This window comes from Aestuariivirga sp., from assembly GCF_044239095.1.
GTDB lineage: Bacteria > Pseudomonadota > Alphaproteobacteria > Rhizobiales > Aestuariivirgaceae > Aestuariivirga.
Map to the genome: position 1 here is coordinate 1 of NZ_JBIICB010000021.1, position 14,925 is coordinate 14,925.

General features: G+C 65.0%; 16 protein-coding genes. 13 read left to right on the forward strand and 3 right to left on the reverse strand.

The features are described 5' to 3' along the window. Nucleotides 1-260 (forward strand): helix-turn-helix domain-containing protein (locus ACILRA_RS03545; protein WP_395660714.1); only part of this gene is annotated, 260 nt, incomplete at its 5' end. A 113-nt stretch (nucleotides 261-373) separates the two neighbouring features. Here ACILRA_RS03545 and ACILRA_RS03550 read toward each other — a convergent pair. Then, on the reverse strand, nucleotides 374-799 hold the full coding sequence (locus ACILRA_RS03550) for a DUF4864 domain-containing protein (protein WP_395660715.1): 426 nt from the start codon (nucleotides 797-799) through the stop codon (nucleotides 374-376). Nucleotides 800-1,048: 249 nt separating this feature from the next. On the opposite strand from ACILRA_RS03550, the gene ACILRA_RS03555 reads away from it, so the two are divergent. The 8 genes from ACILRA_RS03555 to ACILRA_RS03590 all read left to right on the forward strand — a co-directional run bounded on the left by ACILRA_RS03555 (nucleotide 1,049) and on the right by ACILRA_RS03590 (nucleotide 9,942). Next, nucleotides 1,049-1,513: a (2Fe-2S)-binding protein gene (locus ACILRA_RS03555; RefSeq protein WP_395660716.1), complete on the forward strand. Its 465-nt coding sequence runs from the start codon at nucleotides 1,049-1,051 to the stop codon at nucleotides 1,511-1,513. An 18-nt stretch (nucleotides 1,514-1,531) separates the two neighbouring features. Then, entirely contained in the window at nucleotides 1,532-3,898 is a 2,367-nt protein-coding gene (locus ACILRA_RS03560; protein WP_395660717.1) for a xanthine dehydrogenase family protein molybdopterin-binding subunit, read from the forward strand. An 18-nt stretch (nucleotides 3,899-3,916) separates the two neighbouring features. Beyond that, nucleotides 3,917-4,708 (forward strand): FAD binding domain-containing protein, encoded by a 792-nt coding sequence (locus ACILRA_RS03565; protein ID WP_395660718.1) that lies wholly within the window; start codon nucleotides 3,917-3,919, stop codon nucleotides 4,706-4,708. 123 nt (nucleotides 4,709-4,831) lie between these two features. Further along, the gene (locus ACILRA_RS03570; protein WP_395660719.1) at nucleotides 4,832-5,755 is read left to right on the forward strand and encodes an AAA family ATPase; all 924 of its coding nucleotides are present in this window, start codon (nucleotides 4,832-4,834) and stop codon (nucleotides 5,753-5,755) included. A 2-nt stretch (nucleotides 5,756-5,757) separates the two neighbouring features. Then, nucleotides 5,758-7,014, forward strand: coding sequence for a VWA domain-containing protein (locus ACILRA_RS03575; RefSeq protein WP_395660720.1), 1,257 nt, complete (start codon nucleotides 5,758-5,760; stop codon nucleotides 7,012-7,014). A 333-nt stretch (nucleotides 7,015-7,347) separates the two neighbouring features. Next, the gene (locus tag ACILRA_RS03580; RefSeq protein WP_395660721.1) at nucleotides 7,348-7,671 is read left to right on the forward strand and encodes an XdhC family protein; all 324 of its coding nucleotides are present in this window, start codon (nucleotides 7,348-7,350) and stop codon (nucleotides 7,669-7,671) included. Next, nucleotides 7,668-8,336 carry an XdhC family protein gene (locus ACILRA_RS03585; RefSeq protein WP_395660722.1) on the forward strand — a complete coding sequence of 223 codons (669 nt, stop codon included), beginning with the start codon at nucleotides 7,668-7,670 and terminating at the stop codon, nucleotides 8,334-8,336. The genes ACILRA_RS03580 and ACILRA_RS03585 overlap by 4 nt, the downstream gene beginning before the upstream one ends. Before the next feature lies 1 nt (nucleotide 8,337). Next, nucleotides 8,338-9,942 (forward strand): NTP transferase domain-containing protein, encoded by a 1,605-nt coding sequence (locus ACILRA_RS03590; RefSeq protein WP_395660723.1) that lies wholly within the window; start codon nucleotides 8,338-8,340, stop codon nucleotides 9,940-9,942. Between the two features lie 182 nt (nucleotides 9,943-10,124). Here the strand turns inward: ACILRA_RS03590 and radC are convergent, their stop codons facing one another. Together radC and map are read right to left on the reverse strand one after the other, a co-directional pair. Beyond that, nucleotides 10,125-10,829, reverse strand: coding sequence for a DNA repair protein RadC (gene radC, locus ACILRA_RS03595; RefSeq protein WP_395660724.1), 705 nt, complete (start codon nucleotides 10,827-10,829; stop codon nucleotides 10,125-10,127). A gap of 4 nt (nucleotides 10,830-10,833) precedes the next feature. Continuing rightward, nucleotides 10,834-11,658, reverse strand: a complete 825-nt coding sequence (gene map, locus ACILRA_RS03600; RefSeq protein ID WP_395660725.1) for a type I methionyl aminopeptidase — start codon at nucleotides 11,656-11,658, stop codon at nucleotides 10,834-10,836. Between the two features lie 206 nt (nucleotides 11,659-11,864). Here map and ACILRA_RS03605 point away from each other — a divergent pair, with 206 nt between their 5' ends. From ACILRA_RS03605 to ACILRA_RS03620, 4 genes are read left to right on the forward strand one after another with little or no spacing between them, the layout of a single operon-like run. After that, entirely contained in the window at nucleotides 11,865-12,626 is a 762-nt protein-coding gene (locus ACILRA_RS03605; protein WP_395660726.1) for a competence/damage-inducible protein A, read from the forward strand. A 58-nt stretch (nucleotides 12,627-12,684) separates the two neighbouring features. After that, nucleotides 12,685-13,182, forward strand: coding sequence for a xanthine phosphoribosyltransferase (gene gpt / locus ACILRA_RS03610; RefSeq protein WP_395660727.1), 498 nt, complete (start codon nucleotides 12,685-12,687; stop codon nucleotides 13,180-13,182). 7 nt (nucleotides 13,183-13,189) lie between these two features. Next, complete coding sequence (locus ACILRA_RS03615) at nucleotides 13,190-13,582, forward strand: DUF3307 domain-containing protein (RefSeq protein WP_395660728.1); 393 nt, start codon at nucleotides 13,190-13,192, stop codon at nucleotides 13,580-13,582. Between the two features lie 12 nt (nucleotides 13,583-13,594). Beyond that, nucleotides 13,595-14,884, forward strand: a complete 1,290-nt coding sequence (locus ACILRA_RS03620; protein WP_395660729.1) for an aspartate aminotransferase family protein — start codon at nucleotides 13,595-13,597, stop codon at nucleotides 14,882-14,884. Nucleotides 14,885-14,925: the final 41 nt, after the last annotated feature.

The following is a 14,925-nucleotide window of genomic DNA, read 5'->3' on the forward strand; positions in this document are numbered from 1 at the left end:
ACCCGCTCGACGCCCAGGCCCTGGCCGCAATCGCGCAGATTTCGGTGCGCCAGATGGAGCGGCTCTTCGCAGAGAAGCTCCACGAGCGCCCCATGGGCTTCTACCTCAAGCTGAGGCTCGAGAAGGCCGAGCGCCTCATCACCTATTCCACCATGAGCATGCGGGAGATCGCGGTCGCCTGCGGTTTTTCCTCGCTCCCGCTGTTCTCGCGCAGCTTCAGGGCCCGTTACGGCAGGCCACCCTCAAGGCTGAGGGCTTAGCGCGCATTCCGACCAGATGGAATCACCTGGTTGATTGAAAAGAACGCACGCAAGATCAATGGTTTGAGCGCGATCTTGGCGCAAAAGTGGTTTCCACTCTTGCGGATCATGCTTCAGACACCGAGGTCCGGCGCGCGCACGATGGCGCAGCCGTTGATCAGCCAGCTTCCGTCCGGCTGGCGCTCCATGGTGTAGATGGCCTCATAGGTGAGGCCGTCCGGTCCGACCACCGTCACGCGCTGGACAGGCCGGCCGGAGGCCGAGAAGCCTGCCTCGCCGAACTTGAAGGATTGTGGCCGGTACACCGGCTGGTAGCCCTGGCGCACCATGTTCATGAACAGGTCCGGGTCGGGGAAGATCTGGCGGATCATGGGTGCTGCATAGCTGTAGGCGCGCGAGCCGTTCTCCGCCCGGAAGGCCTCGATCTGGCCGGTGATCACATCCCTGAACGCGGCCTTGTCTCCGTCCGACAGCGTCTCCGCCTGCGCGGACGCGCTCCACAGCATGAGGGCAGCGAGAACACCGATGATAAAGCGCATTGCCACCTCCTTCTGTGCTGATGACCAGAGAGATACGCCGCGGTTGGGCCGCCGGTTTGCTGTGTGCGCTGCAACAAACTGAGTTGTAACGGAAATTTCTGCCCCCGCGACGCAGGGTCACCCTTGACGATGACGGAATCGCGGTTGAGTATGCGCCCCGGCAATCAGAGAATTTTCCGCCCGGATCAGCGCCGGTCACCTGCCGGTGGCAGCGGTTCCGTCAGCGGGAAGCCAAATTGGGAGGACCCTATGCCTGCAATTTCGATGAAAGTGAACGGCCAGTCCGTGTGTGGCGATGTCGAAGGCCGCACCCTGCTGGTCGAGTTCATCCGCGACAAGCTCGGCCTGACCGGCACGCACGTCGGCTGCGATACCAGCCAGTGCGGCGCCTGCGTCGTCCACGTGGACGGCAAGGCGGTCAAGGCCTGCACCGCGCTCGCCATCGCCCATGACGGGGCGGAGGTGACGACCATCGAAGGTCTCGCCGCCAACGGCAAGCTGCACCCGATGCAGGAGGCCTTCCGCGAGCATCACGGGCTTCAGTGCGGTTTCTGCACGCCGGGCATGATCATGGCTTCGGTCGATATCGTGAACCGCCTGGGCAAGAACCTCGATGAGGACACGATCCGCCACGAGCTCGAAGGCAACATCTGCCGTTGCACGGGCTATCAGAACATCGTCGCCGCCGTTAAGGCCGGCGCGGCCAATATGTGATTTTGGGGAGAGCGATACATGGATAACGGAACCGGAATCGGCGCCCGCGTGAAGCGCAAGGAAGACCAGCGCTTCATCACTGGTAAGGGCAACTACACCGACGACATCAACCTGCCGAAGCAGACCTACGCCTATTTCGTGCGCAGCCCCCATGCCCATGCGGCCATCAAGACGATCGACACCTCCAAGGCCAAGAAGATGCCGGGCGTTGTCGGCGTTTTCACCGGTGACGACGTCGCCGAGGACAAGATCGGCGGCCTGATCTGCGGCTGGATGATCCATTCCAAGGACGGCTCGCCCATGAAGGCGGGTCCGCACCCGATTCTCGCCCAGGGCAAGGTGCGCTATGTGGGTGACCACGTCGCCGTGGTCGTGGCCGAAACCAAGGACCTCGCCAAGGCGGCTGCCGCCGCGGTTGAAGTCTCCTATGACGTGCTGCCGCATGTCGTCGACGTGGCTGATGCCATGGGCCACAAGGCCCAGGTGCACGAGGTCGCTTCCGACAACCGGGTGTTCAACTGGTCGATCGGCGATGAAGCCGCGACCGATGCCGCCTTCAAGCGCGCCGCGCACGTCACCAAGATCGACCTCGTCAACAACCGCCTGATCCCCAATGCCATGGAGCCGCGTGCGGCCATTGGCTACTACGACACAGGCATGGATCACTACACGCTCTACACCACGAGCCAGAACCCGCATGTGGCGCGTCTCGTGATCTCGGCCTTCCACGGCCTGGCGCCGGAGCACAAGCTTCGTGTCATCGCGCCCGACGTGGGCGGCGGCTTCGGCTCCAAGATCTTCATCTATGCCGAGGAAGTGGTCTGCGTCTGGGCCTCGAAGCGCATCGGCGGCCGCCCCATCAAGTGGACGGCGGAACGCACCGAAAGCTTCCTTGCCGACGCGCATGGCCGTGACCACGTCACCCATGCCGAGCTGGCGACCGATGCCGATGGCAAGATGATCGGCTTCAAGGTCCACACCAAGGCGGCGATGGGTGCCTATCTCTCCACCTTCTCGTCCTGCGTGCCGACCTATCTCTATGCCACGCTGCTCTCGGGCCAGTACAACATCCCGGCGATCTATGCCGAGGTGGATGCGATCTACACCAACACCGCACCGGTTGACGCCTATCGTGGTGCGGGCCGTCCGGAAGCAACCTATGTGGTGGAGCGTATCGTCGAGACCGCGGCGCGTGAACTGAAGATGGATCCGGCGGAGTTCCGCCGGAAGAACTTCGTCACCGCCTTCCCGCACCAGACGCCCGTCATCATGTGCTATGACGCGGGCGACTATTCGGCGGCCCTCGACAAGGCGCTGGACATCGCGGACGCCAAGGGCTTCGCGGCCCGCAAGGCGGATGCGGCCAGACACGGCAAGCTGCGTGGCTTGGGCTACTCGGCTTACATCGAAGCCTGCGGCATCGCCCCCTCGGCGGCCATCGGCTCGCTCGGTGCCGGTGTGGGCCTCTGGGAATCGGCTGAAGTGCGCGTCAACCCTGTTGGCACGGTGGAGGTTCTTACGGGTTCCCACAGCCACGGCCAGGGCCATGAGACGACCTTCGCGCAGCTCGTGTCCGACCGCCTCGGCGTTGACATCAACAACGTGGCCATCGTCCATGGCGACACCGACAAGGTGCAGTTCGGCATGGGCACCTACGGCTCGCGCTCCGGCGCTGTCGGCATGACCGCCATCTCCAAGGCCCTCGACAAGATCGAGGCCAAGGCGAAGCGCGTTGCCGCCGCGGTGATGGAAGCCTCGGTGGACGACATCGAGTTCAAGAACGGCACCTTCTCGGTCAAGGGCACCGACAAGAAGATGGCCTTCGGTGAGGTGGCGCTGTCGGCCTATGTGGCCCACAAGTTCAACTCCGCGGAGATCGAGCCGGGCCTCAAGGAATCGGCCTTCCACGATCCGTCGAACTTCGTGTTCCCGGCGGGCGTGCACATCTGCGAAGTGGAGATCGATCCTGACACCGGCATCACCGAGGTCGTGAGCTACACGGCGGTGGATGACTTCGGCAACATCATCAACCCGATGATCGTCGAAGGCCAGGTCCATGGCGGCATCGTGCAGGGCATCGGTCAGGCGCTGGCCGAAGGCTGCGTCTATGATAAGGAGTCGGGCCAGCTTCTGACCGGTTCCTACATGGACTACCAGATGCCGCGCGCGGCCAACGTGCCGTCCTTCAAGCTGGGCTTCACCTGCACCCCGTGCCCGAGCAACCCGCTCGGCATGAAGGGCTGCGGCGAGGCCGGCGCCATCGCCTCTCCCGCCGCCGTGATGAACGCGGTGACGGATGCGCTGGGTGTGAAGGACGTCGCCATGCCGGCAACGCCGCACACCGTGTGGAAGACATTGCAGCCCATGAAGAAGGCTGCCGAATAAGGCGGGAGGACCCAAGATATGGAAAACTTCAACTACCATCGCCCCGCCTCGGTTGCGGATGCCGTGAACGCCATGAAGTCGGCGTCTGACGGCAAATACCTCTCGGGCGGCATGACGCTGATCCCGACGATGAAGCAGGGCCTCGCGTCGCCCTCCGATATCGTCGACTTGGGCGGCCTCAAGAACAGCGGCATCACGGTGGGCGCCACCGTGGTGATCAAGGCTGGCACCACCCACGCGGACGTGGCGGGCAGTGCCGAGCTCAAGAAGGCCATTCCCGGCCTCGCAGCGCTCGCCAGCGGCATCGGTGACCCCCACGTGCGCCACAGGGGCACGATTGGCGGCTCCGTCGCCAACAATGACCCGGCGGCGGACTACCCTTCCGCTTGCATGGGCCTGGGCGCCACCATCCACACGTCGTCCCGCAAGATCGCCGCCGATGACTTCTTCACCGGCATGTTCTCGACAGCGCTCGAGGATGGCGAGGTGGTGACGGCCATCGAGTTCCCGATCCCGAAGAAGTCCGGCTACGCCAAGTTCCCGAACCCGGCCTCGCTCTATGCCATGGTCGGCGTCTTCGCGGCGCAAGGCTCTGACGGCGCTGCCCGCGTGGCGGTGACGGGTGCGGGGGCCGGCGTGTTCCGGGTTCCCGCCATGGAAGCAGCCCTGTCGAAGGACTTCTCCGCTGCGGCCCTGAACGGCATCTCGGTGCCGTCGAAGGACCTCAACAGCGATCTCCACGCTTCCGCCGAATACCGTGCGCATTTGATCACGGTCATGGCGAAGCGGGCCGTGGAGAAGGCGACGTAAGATCGACGACTTGCGAGTAGGGGCCCGCGAGTTCAATCGCGGGCCTTTGTTTTTTGGGGGGCCACCCCTCCTGTCCGTCATCCCGGCTTTCGCGGGGATGACGGGAAAACCGAGGAGTGACGAATGACCAAGACCATACCGGCCACCATCGACGAAACGGTGAAGCTTCTCCGCTCCACCGGCTATATCGCGGGCCGTGACCTCGCCACCGTCGCCTTCCTGGCGCTGCGCATGGGCCGCCCTCTGTTCCTCGAGGGGGAAGCCGGTGTGGGCAAGACAGAGATCGCCAAGGTGCTGGCGGAGACGCTGGGCCGCAAGCTGATCCGCCTCCAGTGCTACGAGGGCCTGGACATCAACTCCGCCGTCTATGAGTGGAACTATTCCGCCCAGATGATCGAGATCCGCCTCGCGGAAGCCTCGGGCGAACTCGACCGGCAGCGGCTGGGGCAGGACATCTTCGCCGAAAAGTTCCTCATCAAGCGCGCGCTGCTGCAGGCGCTCGAAGCGCCGAAGGGCCAGGCCCCGGTGCTGCTCATCGACGAGTTGGACCGCACGGACGAGGCCTTCGAGGCCTTCCTGCTGGAAGTACTCTCGGACTTCCAGATCACCATCCCCGAACTCGGCACCATCAAGGCCGAGGAGCCGCCCATCGTCATCATCACCTCCAACCGCACCCGCGAGGTGCATGACGCGCTGAAGCGCCGCTGCCTCTACCACTGGGTGGGCTACCCCGATGCCAAGCGCGAGCTCGAGATCGTCAAGGCGCGCCGCCCCAAGGCGTCCGACGCGCTGGCCAAGGAAGTCGTGCTCTTCGTCCAGTCGCTGCGCGGCGGCGATCTCTACAAGGCCCCCGGTGTGGCCGAAACGCTGGACTGGGTGACCGCACTTCATGAGCTCGATGCCATGTCGCTCGACCCGCAGATGGTGAACGACACGCTGGGCGTGCTCTTGAAGTATCAGGACGACATCAGCCGCATGCAGGGCACGGAGGCCAAGCGCATCCTCGACCAGATCAAGGATGAAATCCGCACCATGTCGCATACATAAGCATGGTGCAGAACCCGTTCTCCAGCCCCGCCAACCAGAACCAGCGCCCGCTCGCGGGCAGGCTGGCGGAGAACGTCATGCATTTCGCCCGCGTGCTGCGCGAGGCGGGAATTCCGGTGGGCCCCGGCGCCGTCATCGACGCGCTCGATGCCGCCATGTCCGGCTCGCTCCGCACGCGAGATGATTTCTACTGGACGCTCCACGCCGTCTTCGTGAAGCGCCGCGACCAGCGCGAGGTCTTCGACCAGGCCTTTCACGTCTTCTGGAAGAAGCCCAAGATGCTGGAGCAGCTGATGCAGCTGTTCTTCCACCAGATATCCCGCAGTGCACCCGAACAGGCGAAGAAGGCGGGCTTCCGCCGCCTTGCGGAGGCGATGTTCGACAAGCACGAATCCCAGAGCCAGAGCCGCGAGAAGAAGGAGGATCTGGAGGTCGACGCCACCTTCACGGCGTCTGCCGACGAGGTGCTCCGCCGCAAGGATTTCGAGCAGATGACGGTGGCCGAACAGGCCCAGGCCCGCCATGCCATCGCCCGCCTCCGCATGCACCGGACCGAGATCATGACCAGGCGCTGGCAGCGCTCGGGTCCGGGCCCGGCGATTGACATGCGCCGCACCATCAAGGGCTCGATGCGCGCTGGCGGCCATTTCATCGATCTCGAACGCCGCGAGAAGCAATGGCACGAGCCGCCGCTCGTTGTGCTGTGTGACATCTCCGGTTCATGTTCCAACTATTCGCGCATGTTCCTGCACTTCCTCCACGCGCTCACCAATGACCGGGACCGCGTGAGCGTTTTTCTGTTCGGCACGAGGCTCACCAACGTCACGCGGGAGTTGAAGCGCCGCGACATCGACGAGGCGATGGCCAAGGTTTCGGGCGCCGTCCAGGACTGGTCCGGCGGCACGCGCATCGGAACGTCGCTGAAGGAGTTCAATTACAAATGGGCGAGGCGCGTCCTCACGCAGGGTGCCCATGTGCTGATCATGACGGACGGCCTCGACCGCGAAGGCATCGACACGCTCGAACATGAGATGCAGCGCCTGCGCCGCCAGACCAAGCGCATCACCTGGCTCAACCCGCTTCTCCGTTACGAGGGCTTCGAGGCCCTGGCCGGCGGCATCAAGGCGATGATGCCCCATGTCGACGAGTTCCGCCCCGTGCATTCACTCGACAGCCTCCGCGATCTGGCCACTGCACTTGCCGGTGCCCCAGGTGCGGAGCATGATCCGCGCAAGTGGATGAAGCGGGGGCTGCACTGATGCCCACGCATTTTTTTCCCTTCTCCGGTTGCGCAGCAATGGGAGAAGGTGCCCGAAGGGCGGATGAGGGCCTCTCTCCGCGGGTGTTGCCTGTTGACAGAGCCCTCATCCGGCCTGCCGGCCACCTTCTCCCATCCTTCGGACGGGAGAAGGGACTCGTTGGCAGGTTTCCCTTCTCCCGTTGCGCAGCAATGGGAGAAGGTGCCCGAAGGGCGGATGAGGGCCTCTCTCCGCGGGTCCTGCCGGTTGACAGAGCCCTCATCCGGCCTGCCGGCCCCCTTCTCCCATCGCGTCGCGACGGGAGAAGGGGATAACTAGGAAAGGACAAACACCATGGCCGCATCCGATCACACCATTCTCCAACAGGCTGCCGACTGGCTGAAATCCGGCCGCAAGGTGGCCATTGCCACGGTGGTCGAGACCTGGGGCTCGGCCCCGCAGCCCATCGGCAGCCAGCTCGTCATTGACGAGGAGGGGAACTTCATCGGTTCCGTCTCGGGCGGCTGCGTCGAGGGCGCGGTCGTGACAGAAGCCATCGATATCATCGCGTCCGGCACGCCCAAGCTCCTGCAGTTCGGCGTGGCGGATGAGACGGCGTGGAGAGTTGGCCTCGCCTGCGGCGGCCGCATCGGCGTCTATGTGGAGCCCATCCAGTGAAGCGCGAGAGCCTCGAACAGCTGCTGGCCGCGCGTGCCAACCGGCAGGCAGTGGCGCTCATCACCGACCTCGCAAGCGGCGCGCAACGCATCGTGCCGCGTGGCGACGCCGCGAATGACCCGCTGGCGGAAAAGCTCGACGAGGCCTTCCGCTTCGACCAGTCGGGCAGCCACGAGGGCCAGTTCATCAACATCCACAATCCGCCGCTGCGATTGGTCATCATCGGCGCGGTGCACATCGCGCAAAGCGTCATCCCGATCGCGCAACAACTGGGCTATGACGTGACCGTGATCGACCCGCGCGGCGCCTTCGCCACGGGTGCGCGCTTCCCCGGCATCCAGCTCCATGCCGAATGGCCAGACGAGGTGATCCCGAGGATCGGCCTCGACCCGCGCACCGCGCTGATCGCCCTCACCCATGATCCCAAGATCGATGATCCGTCTCTCGATCTCGCGCTCAGGTCCGAAGCGTTCTACATCGGCGCGCTGGGTTCCAAGAAGACTCAAGGCTCGCGCGCCCAGCGCCTGAAGGATGCGGGGTTCCCGGATGAACAGCTCGCCCGTATCCACGGGCCCATCGGCCTCAACATTGGCGCCAAGGGCGCGCCAGAGATCGCCGTCTCGATCATGGCAGAGATGACGCGCGCGCTGCGGCTGGGTGCCTGACATGGTCTTCGGTGAACTGCCGCTGGCTCAGGCCGAAGGCGCGATCCTCGCGCATTCGGTGAAGCATGCGGGCGGCATGTTCAAGAAGGGCCGCACCCTCACCGCGGATGACATCGCGCTGCTCAAGGCCTCCGGCGCCGCCACGGTTTTTGCCGCCAAGCTCTCCGCTGATGATGTGCCGGAGGATGAGGCTGCCGCCGCAGTGGCATGCATCGTGGGGGCTGGCGGCACGGTGGCGCAAGCACCCTTCACCGGCCGCGCCAATCTCCATGCCACCACCCATGGCCTGGCCGTCGTCGACACGGAGCGCGTTCGCGCGCTCAACCGCCTGCATGAGAGCCTGACGCTCGCCACCGTTCAGCCCTTCGCCATCGTGGAGGAGCGTGAGATGGTGGCGACCGTGAAGGTCATCCCCTTCGCCGTGCCGCGTCTTGTGCTGGAGAAGGCCCTCACCATCATCGGCAGCGAGCCGCTCATCCGCGTGGCGGCTTTCCGCAACAAGCGCGCTGGCCTCGTCATCACGCGGCTGCCGCAGACCAAGCCGTCGATCATCGCCAAGTCGGAAGATTCGATGCGTGAGCGGATCACGGCACTTGGCGGCACGCTCTCCGCCGTGCGCGTTGTGGCGCATGAGATTGCCGGGGTGACGGCCGCCATCAAGGCCCTCCGTGCGGAGGCGTGTGATCCCATCCTGGTTTTCGGTGCGTCCGCCATCGTCGACCGGGGCGACATTATCCCCATGGCTGTTGCCGCTGCGGGCGGAGAGGTCATTCACCTCGGCATGCCCGTTGATCCGGGCAACCTCATGATGTTCGGCGCGATTGGCGACGTGCCGGTGATCGGCGTTCCCTCCTGCGCGCGCTCGCCCAAGCTCAACGGCTTCGACTGGGTGCTCGCGCGCGTCATGGCGGATTTGAAGGTCAGCGCCGGGGACATCATGGACATGGGGGCAGGGGGGCTGCTGGCGGAAATCCCCACGCGGCCCGCCCCGCGTGAGGGAAAACCCAAGCCGCAGCGCGCGCCGCGCGTGGCGGCCGTCGTGCTGGCGGCCGGGCAGTCCTCCCGCTTCGGGGCAAACAAGCTTCTGGCAGACATGGGTGGCCAGCCGATGATCCGCCGCAGCGTCTCCGCCGTCCGGCAGGCGGCGGATGTGACCGTCGTGGTCACGGGCCGTGATGCAGGTTCGATCGAGGCAGCACTCGAAGGCCTTGCTGTGCGCTTCGTGCACAATGCAGATTTCGCGGCAGGGCTTTCGACATCGCTCCGCGCCGGTGTGGACGCGCTCTCACCCGATACCGACGCGGCGGTGATCGCGCTGGGCGACATGCCGCTTGTCTCGGCAGAGGTGGTGAGGAGGCTGATCGCCGCCTATAGCCCAGCGGAGCACCGCTCCATCTGCGTGCCCGTGTTCCGGGGCGAGCGTGGCAACCCCGTGCTCTGGGGCCGCCAGCATTTCGAGGCGCTGAAAGCCATGAGCGGCGACAAGGGCGCCCGCATGCTGCTCGACCAGCTCACGGATGAAATCGTTGAGATTGACATGCCGGATGACGCTGTGCTGCGCGATGCGGATACGCCGGAGGCGCTGGCGAAGATGAGGAAGTCCTAGAACCCCACAGTATTCCTCTCCCCCTCCGGGGGAGAGGGCAGGGTGAGGGGGTGTGTCCGCGAGTCATCCATGCGACCGCTGTATGCTGACGAGGCTGAGCGTGTCTTTAATCGCCGGTACGTGCTGACGCACCCCCTCACCCCTCCCTCTCCCCCGAAGGGGGCGAGGGGGAGAGTCCTCCCTCAAATCAACCCATTCGACCTGAAGCTGACATGGCCCTGGCGGCCCACGATGACGTGGTCATGCACCGTGATGCCCAGCCGCTGGCCGGCATCGACGATCTTCTTCGTCATCTCGATATCGGCGAGCGAGGGCGTTGGATCGCCCGAGGGGTGATTGTGCACCAGAACGATCGCCGAAGCGGCAAGCTCCAGCGCCCGTTTCACCACCTCGCGGGTATAGACCGGCGTGTGGTCCACCGTTCCCTCCTGCTGCACTTCATCCGCGATCAGCTGGTTCTTCTTGTCGAGGAACAGGATGCGGAACTGCTCGGTGTCGCTGAAGGCCATGGCGGCACGCACATAGTCGAGGATGGCGTTCCAGGTGTTAAGCACCGGACGCTTCAACACCTGTCCCTTGAGCAGCCGCATCGAGGCCGCATGCACGATCTTGATTTCGGTCGCCACCGCCTCGCCCACGCCCTTGACCTCCATGAGGCGCTCAGGCTCAGCGCTCAGCACCTCCGCGAAGGTGCCGAAGCGGGCGAGGAGCTGCTTGGCCAGAGGCTTCGTGTCGCCCCGCTTGATGGCGCGGAACAGCACCATCTCGAGCAGTTCGTAGTCCGGTATGGCATCCGGGCCTGCTTCGCGGAACCGCTCCTTCAGCCGCTCGCGATGGCCGAGGAAGTGCGGCAGCGGCTTGTTGCCTGCATCCTCGAACCCGGCCATCGGTTCACGCCTGGTAGGGCGGGTGGTGCAGGCCCTTGGGCGACAGGGTGAAGATCTCGACGCCCGTCTCGGTCACGCCCACCGTATGCTCGAACTGGGCGGACAGCGACCGGTCACGCGTCACCGCGGTCCAGCCGTCGCCGAGGATCTTCACATGCGGGCGCCCGAGATTGATCATCGGCTCGATGGTGAAGAACATGCCGGGCTTCAGCTCCACGCCCTCGCCCTTGCGCCCGTAATGCAGCACGTTGGGCTGGTCATGGAACACCTGCCCCAGTCCATGGCCGCAGAAGTCGCGCACCACGGAGCAGCGCTCGCCCTCGGCATGGCTCTGGATGGCGAAGCCGATGTCGCCGAGGTGAGCGCCGGGTTTCACAACCTCAATCCCGCGCATCAGGCATTCATAGGTCACCTCGACGAGGCGCTCCGCCTTCCGGTTCACCTCGCCCACATTGTACATGCGGCTCGAATCGCCATGCCAGCCATCGACGATCAGGGTCACGTCGATGTTGACGATGTCGCCCTCGCGCAGCGGCTTCTCATTCGGAATGCCGTGGCAGACCACATGGTTGATGGAGGTGCAGATCGACTTCGGATAGCCCCGGTAATTATAGGGTGCTGGCACCGCGCCATGGCTGCGCGCGAATTCGACGATGACCTGGTCGAGCTCGTCCGTCGTCACACCCGGCTTCACCAGCGGCACCAGCAGGTCCAGGGCCTCGGCGGTCAGCCGGCCTGCCTTGCGCATGCCCTCGAAATCCTCAGGCCCATGCAGCTTGATGCGGCTCGATCGGGGAGAGTCAGTCTCGTCGGCGGAGGCGTAGGTCATGGGTGCCTTTATCCGGAAGCCGCATCGTCCGGATTCCGTGTCTGTTGTTCGGTGCAAGTCTACAGGATCGGGATAAAGCCTCAACGGCTTTGAGGCCCGCCCGCTGCCGCAAATAGTGGCTGGGACCCCGTGCCGCAAGGCAAAAACCTGCGATTGACAGGCGGCCCCCGGGGCTGGCAACTGCCGCCCGAACCGGGCTCCGACACATGACAGAACCGCAACCGACCGCCGCCGTCCTCCTGATCGGCGATGAAATCCTCTCTGGCCGAACCAAGGACAAGAATCTTGGCTTCCTCGCCGATTACCTAACGGCAATCGGTATCGACCTCAAGGAGGCGCGCGTCGTTTCCGACCAGGAGGAGGAGATCGTGAATGCGGTGAACGCGCTTCGCCACCGCTACACCTATGTCTTCACGACGGGCGGGATCGGGCCCACCCATGACGACATCACGGCTGATGCCGTGGCCCGTGCCTTCGGCGTGCCGACCAGCCATGATCCGAAGGCCGTGGAGATCCTTCTCGCCTATTTCCGGGAGATGGGGCGCGAGCCCAACGAGGCCCGCATGCGCATGGCCCGCGTTCCGGAAGGCGCGAGCCTGATCGACAATCCGGTGTCGAAGGCGCCGGGCTTCCAGATCGGCAATGTGTTCGTCATGGCGGGCGTGCCCAAGATCATGAACGCCATGATGGACGATGTGGCCAAGCGGCTCACCCGCGGCGTGCCCATGCAGTCACGCCAGGTGGAGTTCCGCGGCGGGGAGGGGGATGCGGCAAAGCCCCTGGGCGAGATCCAGAAGGCCTTCCCGTCCGTCGTCATCGGCTCCTATCCATTTCAGGCGCCGGATGGCTTTGCCACCAACCTGGTGCTCCGCTCGCGTGACGTGGAGGCCCTCGGGCAGGCCTACGCTGCGGTCTGCCGCATGGCGCAGGAGATGACGGAGCAGGGAAAGGCCCGCGGCTGGGCGTGAGTGATTGCACGGCGGCGATGCAGGGGGCATAACGTCCCGATTGCGGAGAGAAAGCGTCATGGACGAGAAGTGGCAGAAGAGTTTTCCTGTGTCCTGGGACCAGTTTCACCGGGATGCGCGCGCGCTGGCCTGGCGGCTCTCCGCGGCGGGCCCGTTCAGTGCTGTGGTGGCCGTCACGCGAGGCGGGCTGGTTCCGGCGGCCATCGTCGCCCGCGAGCTCGGCATAAGGGTGGTCGAAACCGTCTGTGTTGCCTCCTACGAGTATGACAAGCAGGGCGAGATCCAGGTCCTGAAGGGCATCGGCGAGGCTGTCGCCGGTGGCGAGGGAGGTGCTGGCGTGCTCATCGTCGACGACCTGGTGGATACCGGCGCCACGGCGCGTGTCGTGCGTGAGATGTTGCCCAAGGCGCATTTCGCCACCGTCTATGCCAAGCCGGCGGGCCGGCCGCTGGTCGACACCTTCATCACCGAGGTGAGCCAGGACACATGGATCTACCTCCCCTGGGACATGCACCTGACCTTCGCACCGCCGATCCGCGACAAGGCAACGGCATGATCGGGTAATGGAGACCGCCTCGCCAGAGGGCATTCTCCTGCTTCTCGTCCTGTTCCAGGTCAAGCACGCGCTGGCAGACGGCCCGCTGCAGACGGTCCGCATGGTGCGGGAGAAGGGCGTCTACGGCAAGGCCGGCGGCTTCTACCATGCCGGCATCCATGGCGCGGGAAGCCTCGTGGCGCTGCTCATCTTTGGCCTTGCCGCGCTGCCCGCCCTGCTGCTGGCGTTGGCCGATACGGTGATCCACTATCACATCGACTTCATCAAGCAATTGATCGTGCAGCACCGCGGCTGGACGCAGGACAAGCCCGTCTTCTGGTGGGCGCTGATGGCCGACCAGCTGATGCATCAGCTGACCTATCTGCTGCTCGCCTACGCCGTGATACGATTTGTCAGTTAGGAGACTTTCCCCGTGCAACCGCTTGACGCCATCCTGAACGACGCCATGGACTCTTTCGCCGCCAAGCGCCCGGCGAGCCGTGCCCTGCATGAGCGCGCGTCCTCCGTCATGCCCGGCGGCAACACCCGCACCGTGCTCTTCACCGCACCTTTCCCGATCCGCGTGGCCAAGGGCGAGGGCGCCAGCCTGACCGATGTCGACGGCTACAGCTACCTCGACCTGCTCGGCGAGTATTCGGCCGGACTCTACGGCCACTCGCATCCGCGCATTCTCGCGGCGGCGCAAGCCGCGCTGGAGATGGGCCTCAACTTCGGCGGCCATCACGCGGGCGAGGTGAGCCTCGCCGAGGTGGTGACGCGGCGCTTCAACCTCGATCTGGTGCGCTTCACCAACTCCGGCACCGAGGCCAACATGATGGCGCTGTCCGCTGCGCGCTGCTTCACCGGGCGCCAGAAGATCATGCCCATGCAGGGCGGCTATCACGGCGGCACGCTGTATTTCAGCCACGGCGCCTCGCCGGTGAATGCACCCTTTGACTGCGTGCTGGGCGAATATAACGATATCGACACCACCAGGCGGCTCATCGCGGACAACGCCGCAGGGCTCGCCGCGGTGATCCTCGAGCCCATGCTCGGTGGCGGCGGCTGCATCCCGGCGAGCTCCGCCTTCCTCGCCATGCTGCGCGCTGAGACAGCCGCACACGGCATCGTGCTGATCTTCGACGAGGTGATGACCTCGCGCCTTCACCCCGGCGGGCTCTCCGCAAGCCTCGGCATCGAGCCAGACCTGAAGACGCTCGGCAAATATGTGGGCGGCGGCATGAGCTTCGGCGCCTTCGGCGGCAGGCGGGAGATCATGTCGCTGTTCGATCCCACCCGGCCAGATGCGCTGCCCCATGCCGGCACCTTCAACAACAACACGCTGACCATGACAGTCGGCAACGCCGCCATGACGGAAATCTACACGCCCGATGCCTGCATCGCGCTCAATGCCAGGGGCGATAAGCTGCGCGAGGCGCTCAACGACCTCTTCATGCGCTACCAGGTCCGCATGAAGGCCACGGGCCAGGGCTCGATGCTCGCCATCCATCCCATGGCCGGCGGCATCGCTTCGCCCCATGACCTCGAGAAGACCGACAAGCGCCTCCGCCAGCTCCTCTTCCTCGATCTGCTGGAGCAGGGCATCTACATCGCCGAACGGGGCTTCATGGCGCTTTCCCTGATGGTGACGGACGCGGATTGCGCCCGCGTGGTCAAGGCGGTCGAGTCCCACATCACCGCCCGCCGCGACCTGCTGGTTTAGCGTGCTTTCCTTAAGGGCAGATCCGGCAAAGCCGGAACGCC

Coding starts and splice junctions, on each gene's coding strand:
- ACILRA_RS03605 (WP_395660726.1), top strand. CDS start 11,865: ATGACAGAACCGCAACCGACCGCCGCCGTCCTCCTGATCGGCGATGAA.
- ACILRA_RS03590 (WP_395660723.1), top strand. CDS start 8,338: ATGGTCTTCGGTGAACTGCCGCTGGCTCAGGCCGAAGGCGCGATCCTC.
- ACILRA_RS03570 (WP_395660719.1), top strand. CDS start 4,832: ATGACCAAGACCATACCGGCCACCATCGACGAAACGGTGAAGCTTCTC.
- ACILRA_RS03580 (WP_395660721.1), top strand. CDS start 7,348: ATGGCCGCATCCGATCACACCATTCTCCAACAGGCTGCCGACTGGCTG.
- ACILRA_RS03560 (WP_395660717.1), top strand. CDS start 1,532: ATGGATAACGGAACCGGAATCGGCGCCCGCGTGAAGCGCAAGGAAGAC.
- radC (WP_395660724.1), bottom strand. CDS start 10,829: ATGGCCGGGTTCGAGGATGCAGGCAACAAGCCGCTGCCGCACTTCCTC.
- ACILRA_RS03565 (WP_395660718.1), top strand. CDS start 3,917: ATGGAAAACTTCAACTACCATCGCCCCGCCTCGGTTGCGGATGCCGTG.
- ACILRA_RS03550 (WP_395660715.1), bottom strand. CDS start 799: ATGCGCTTTATCATCGGTGTTCTCGCTGCCCTCATGCTGTGGAGCGCG.
- ACILRA_RS03615 (WP_395660728.1), top strand. CDS start 13,190: ATGGAGACCGCCTCGCCAGAGGGCATTCTCCTGCTTCTCGTCCTGTTC.
- map (WP_395660725.1), bottom strand. CDS start 11,658: ATGACCTACGCCTCCGCCGACGAGACTGACTCTCCCCGATCGAGCCGC.
- ACILRA_RS03575 (WP_395660720.1), top strand. CDS start 5,758: ATGGTGCAGAACCCGTTCTCCAGCCCCGCCAACCAGAACCAGCGCCCG.
- gpt (WP_395660727.1), top strand. CDS start 12,685: ATGGACGAGAAGTGGCAGAAGAGTTTTCCTGTGTCCTGGGACCAGTTT.
- ACILRA_RS03555 (WP_395660716.1), top strand. CDS start 1,049: ATGCCTGCAATTTCGATGAAAGTGAACGGCCAGTCCGTGTGTGGCGAT.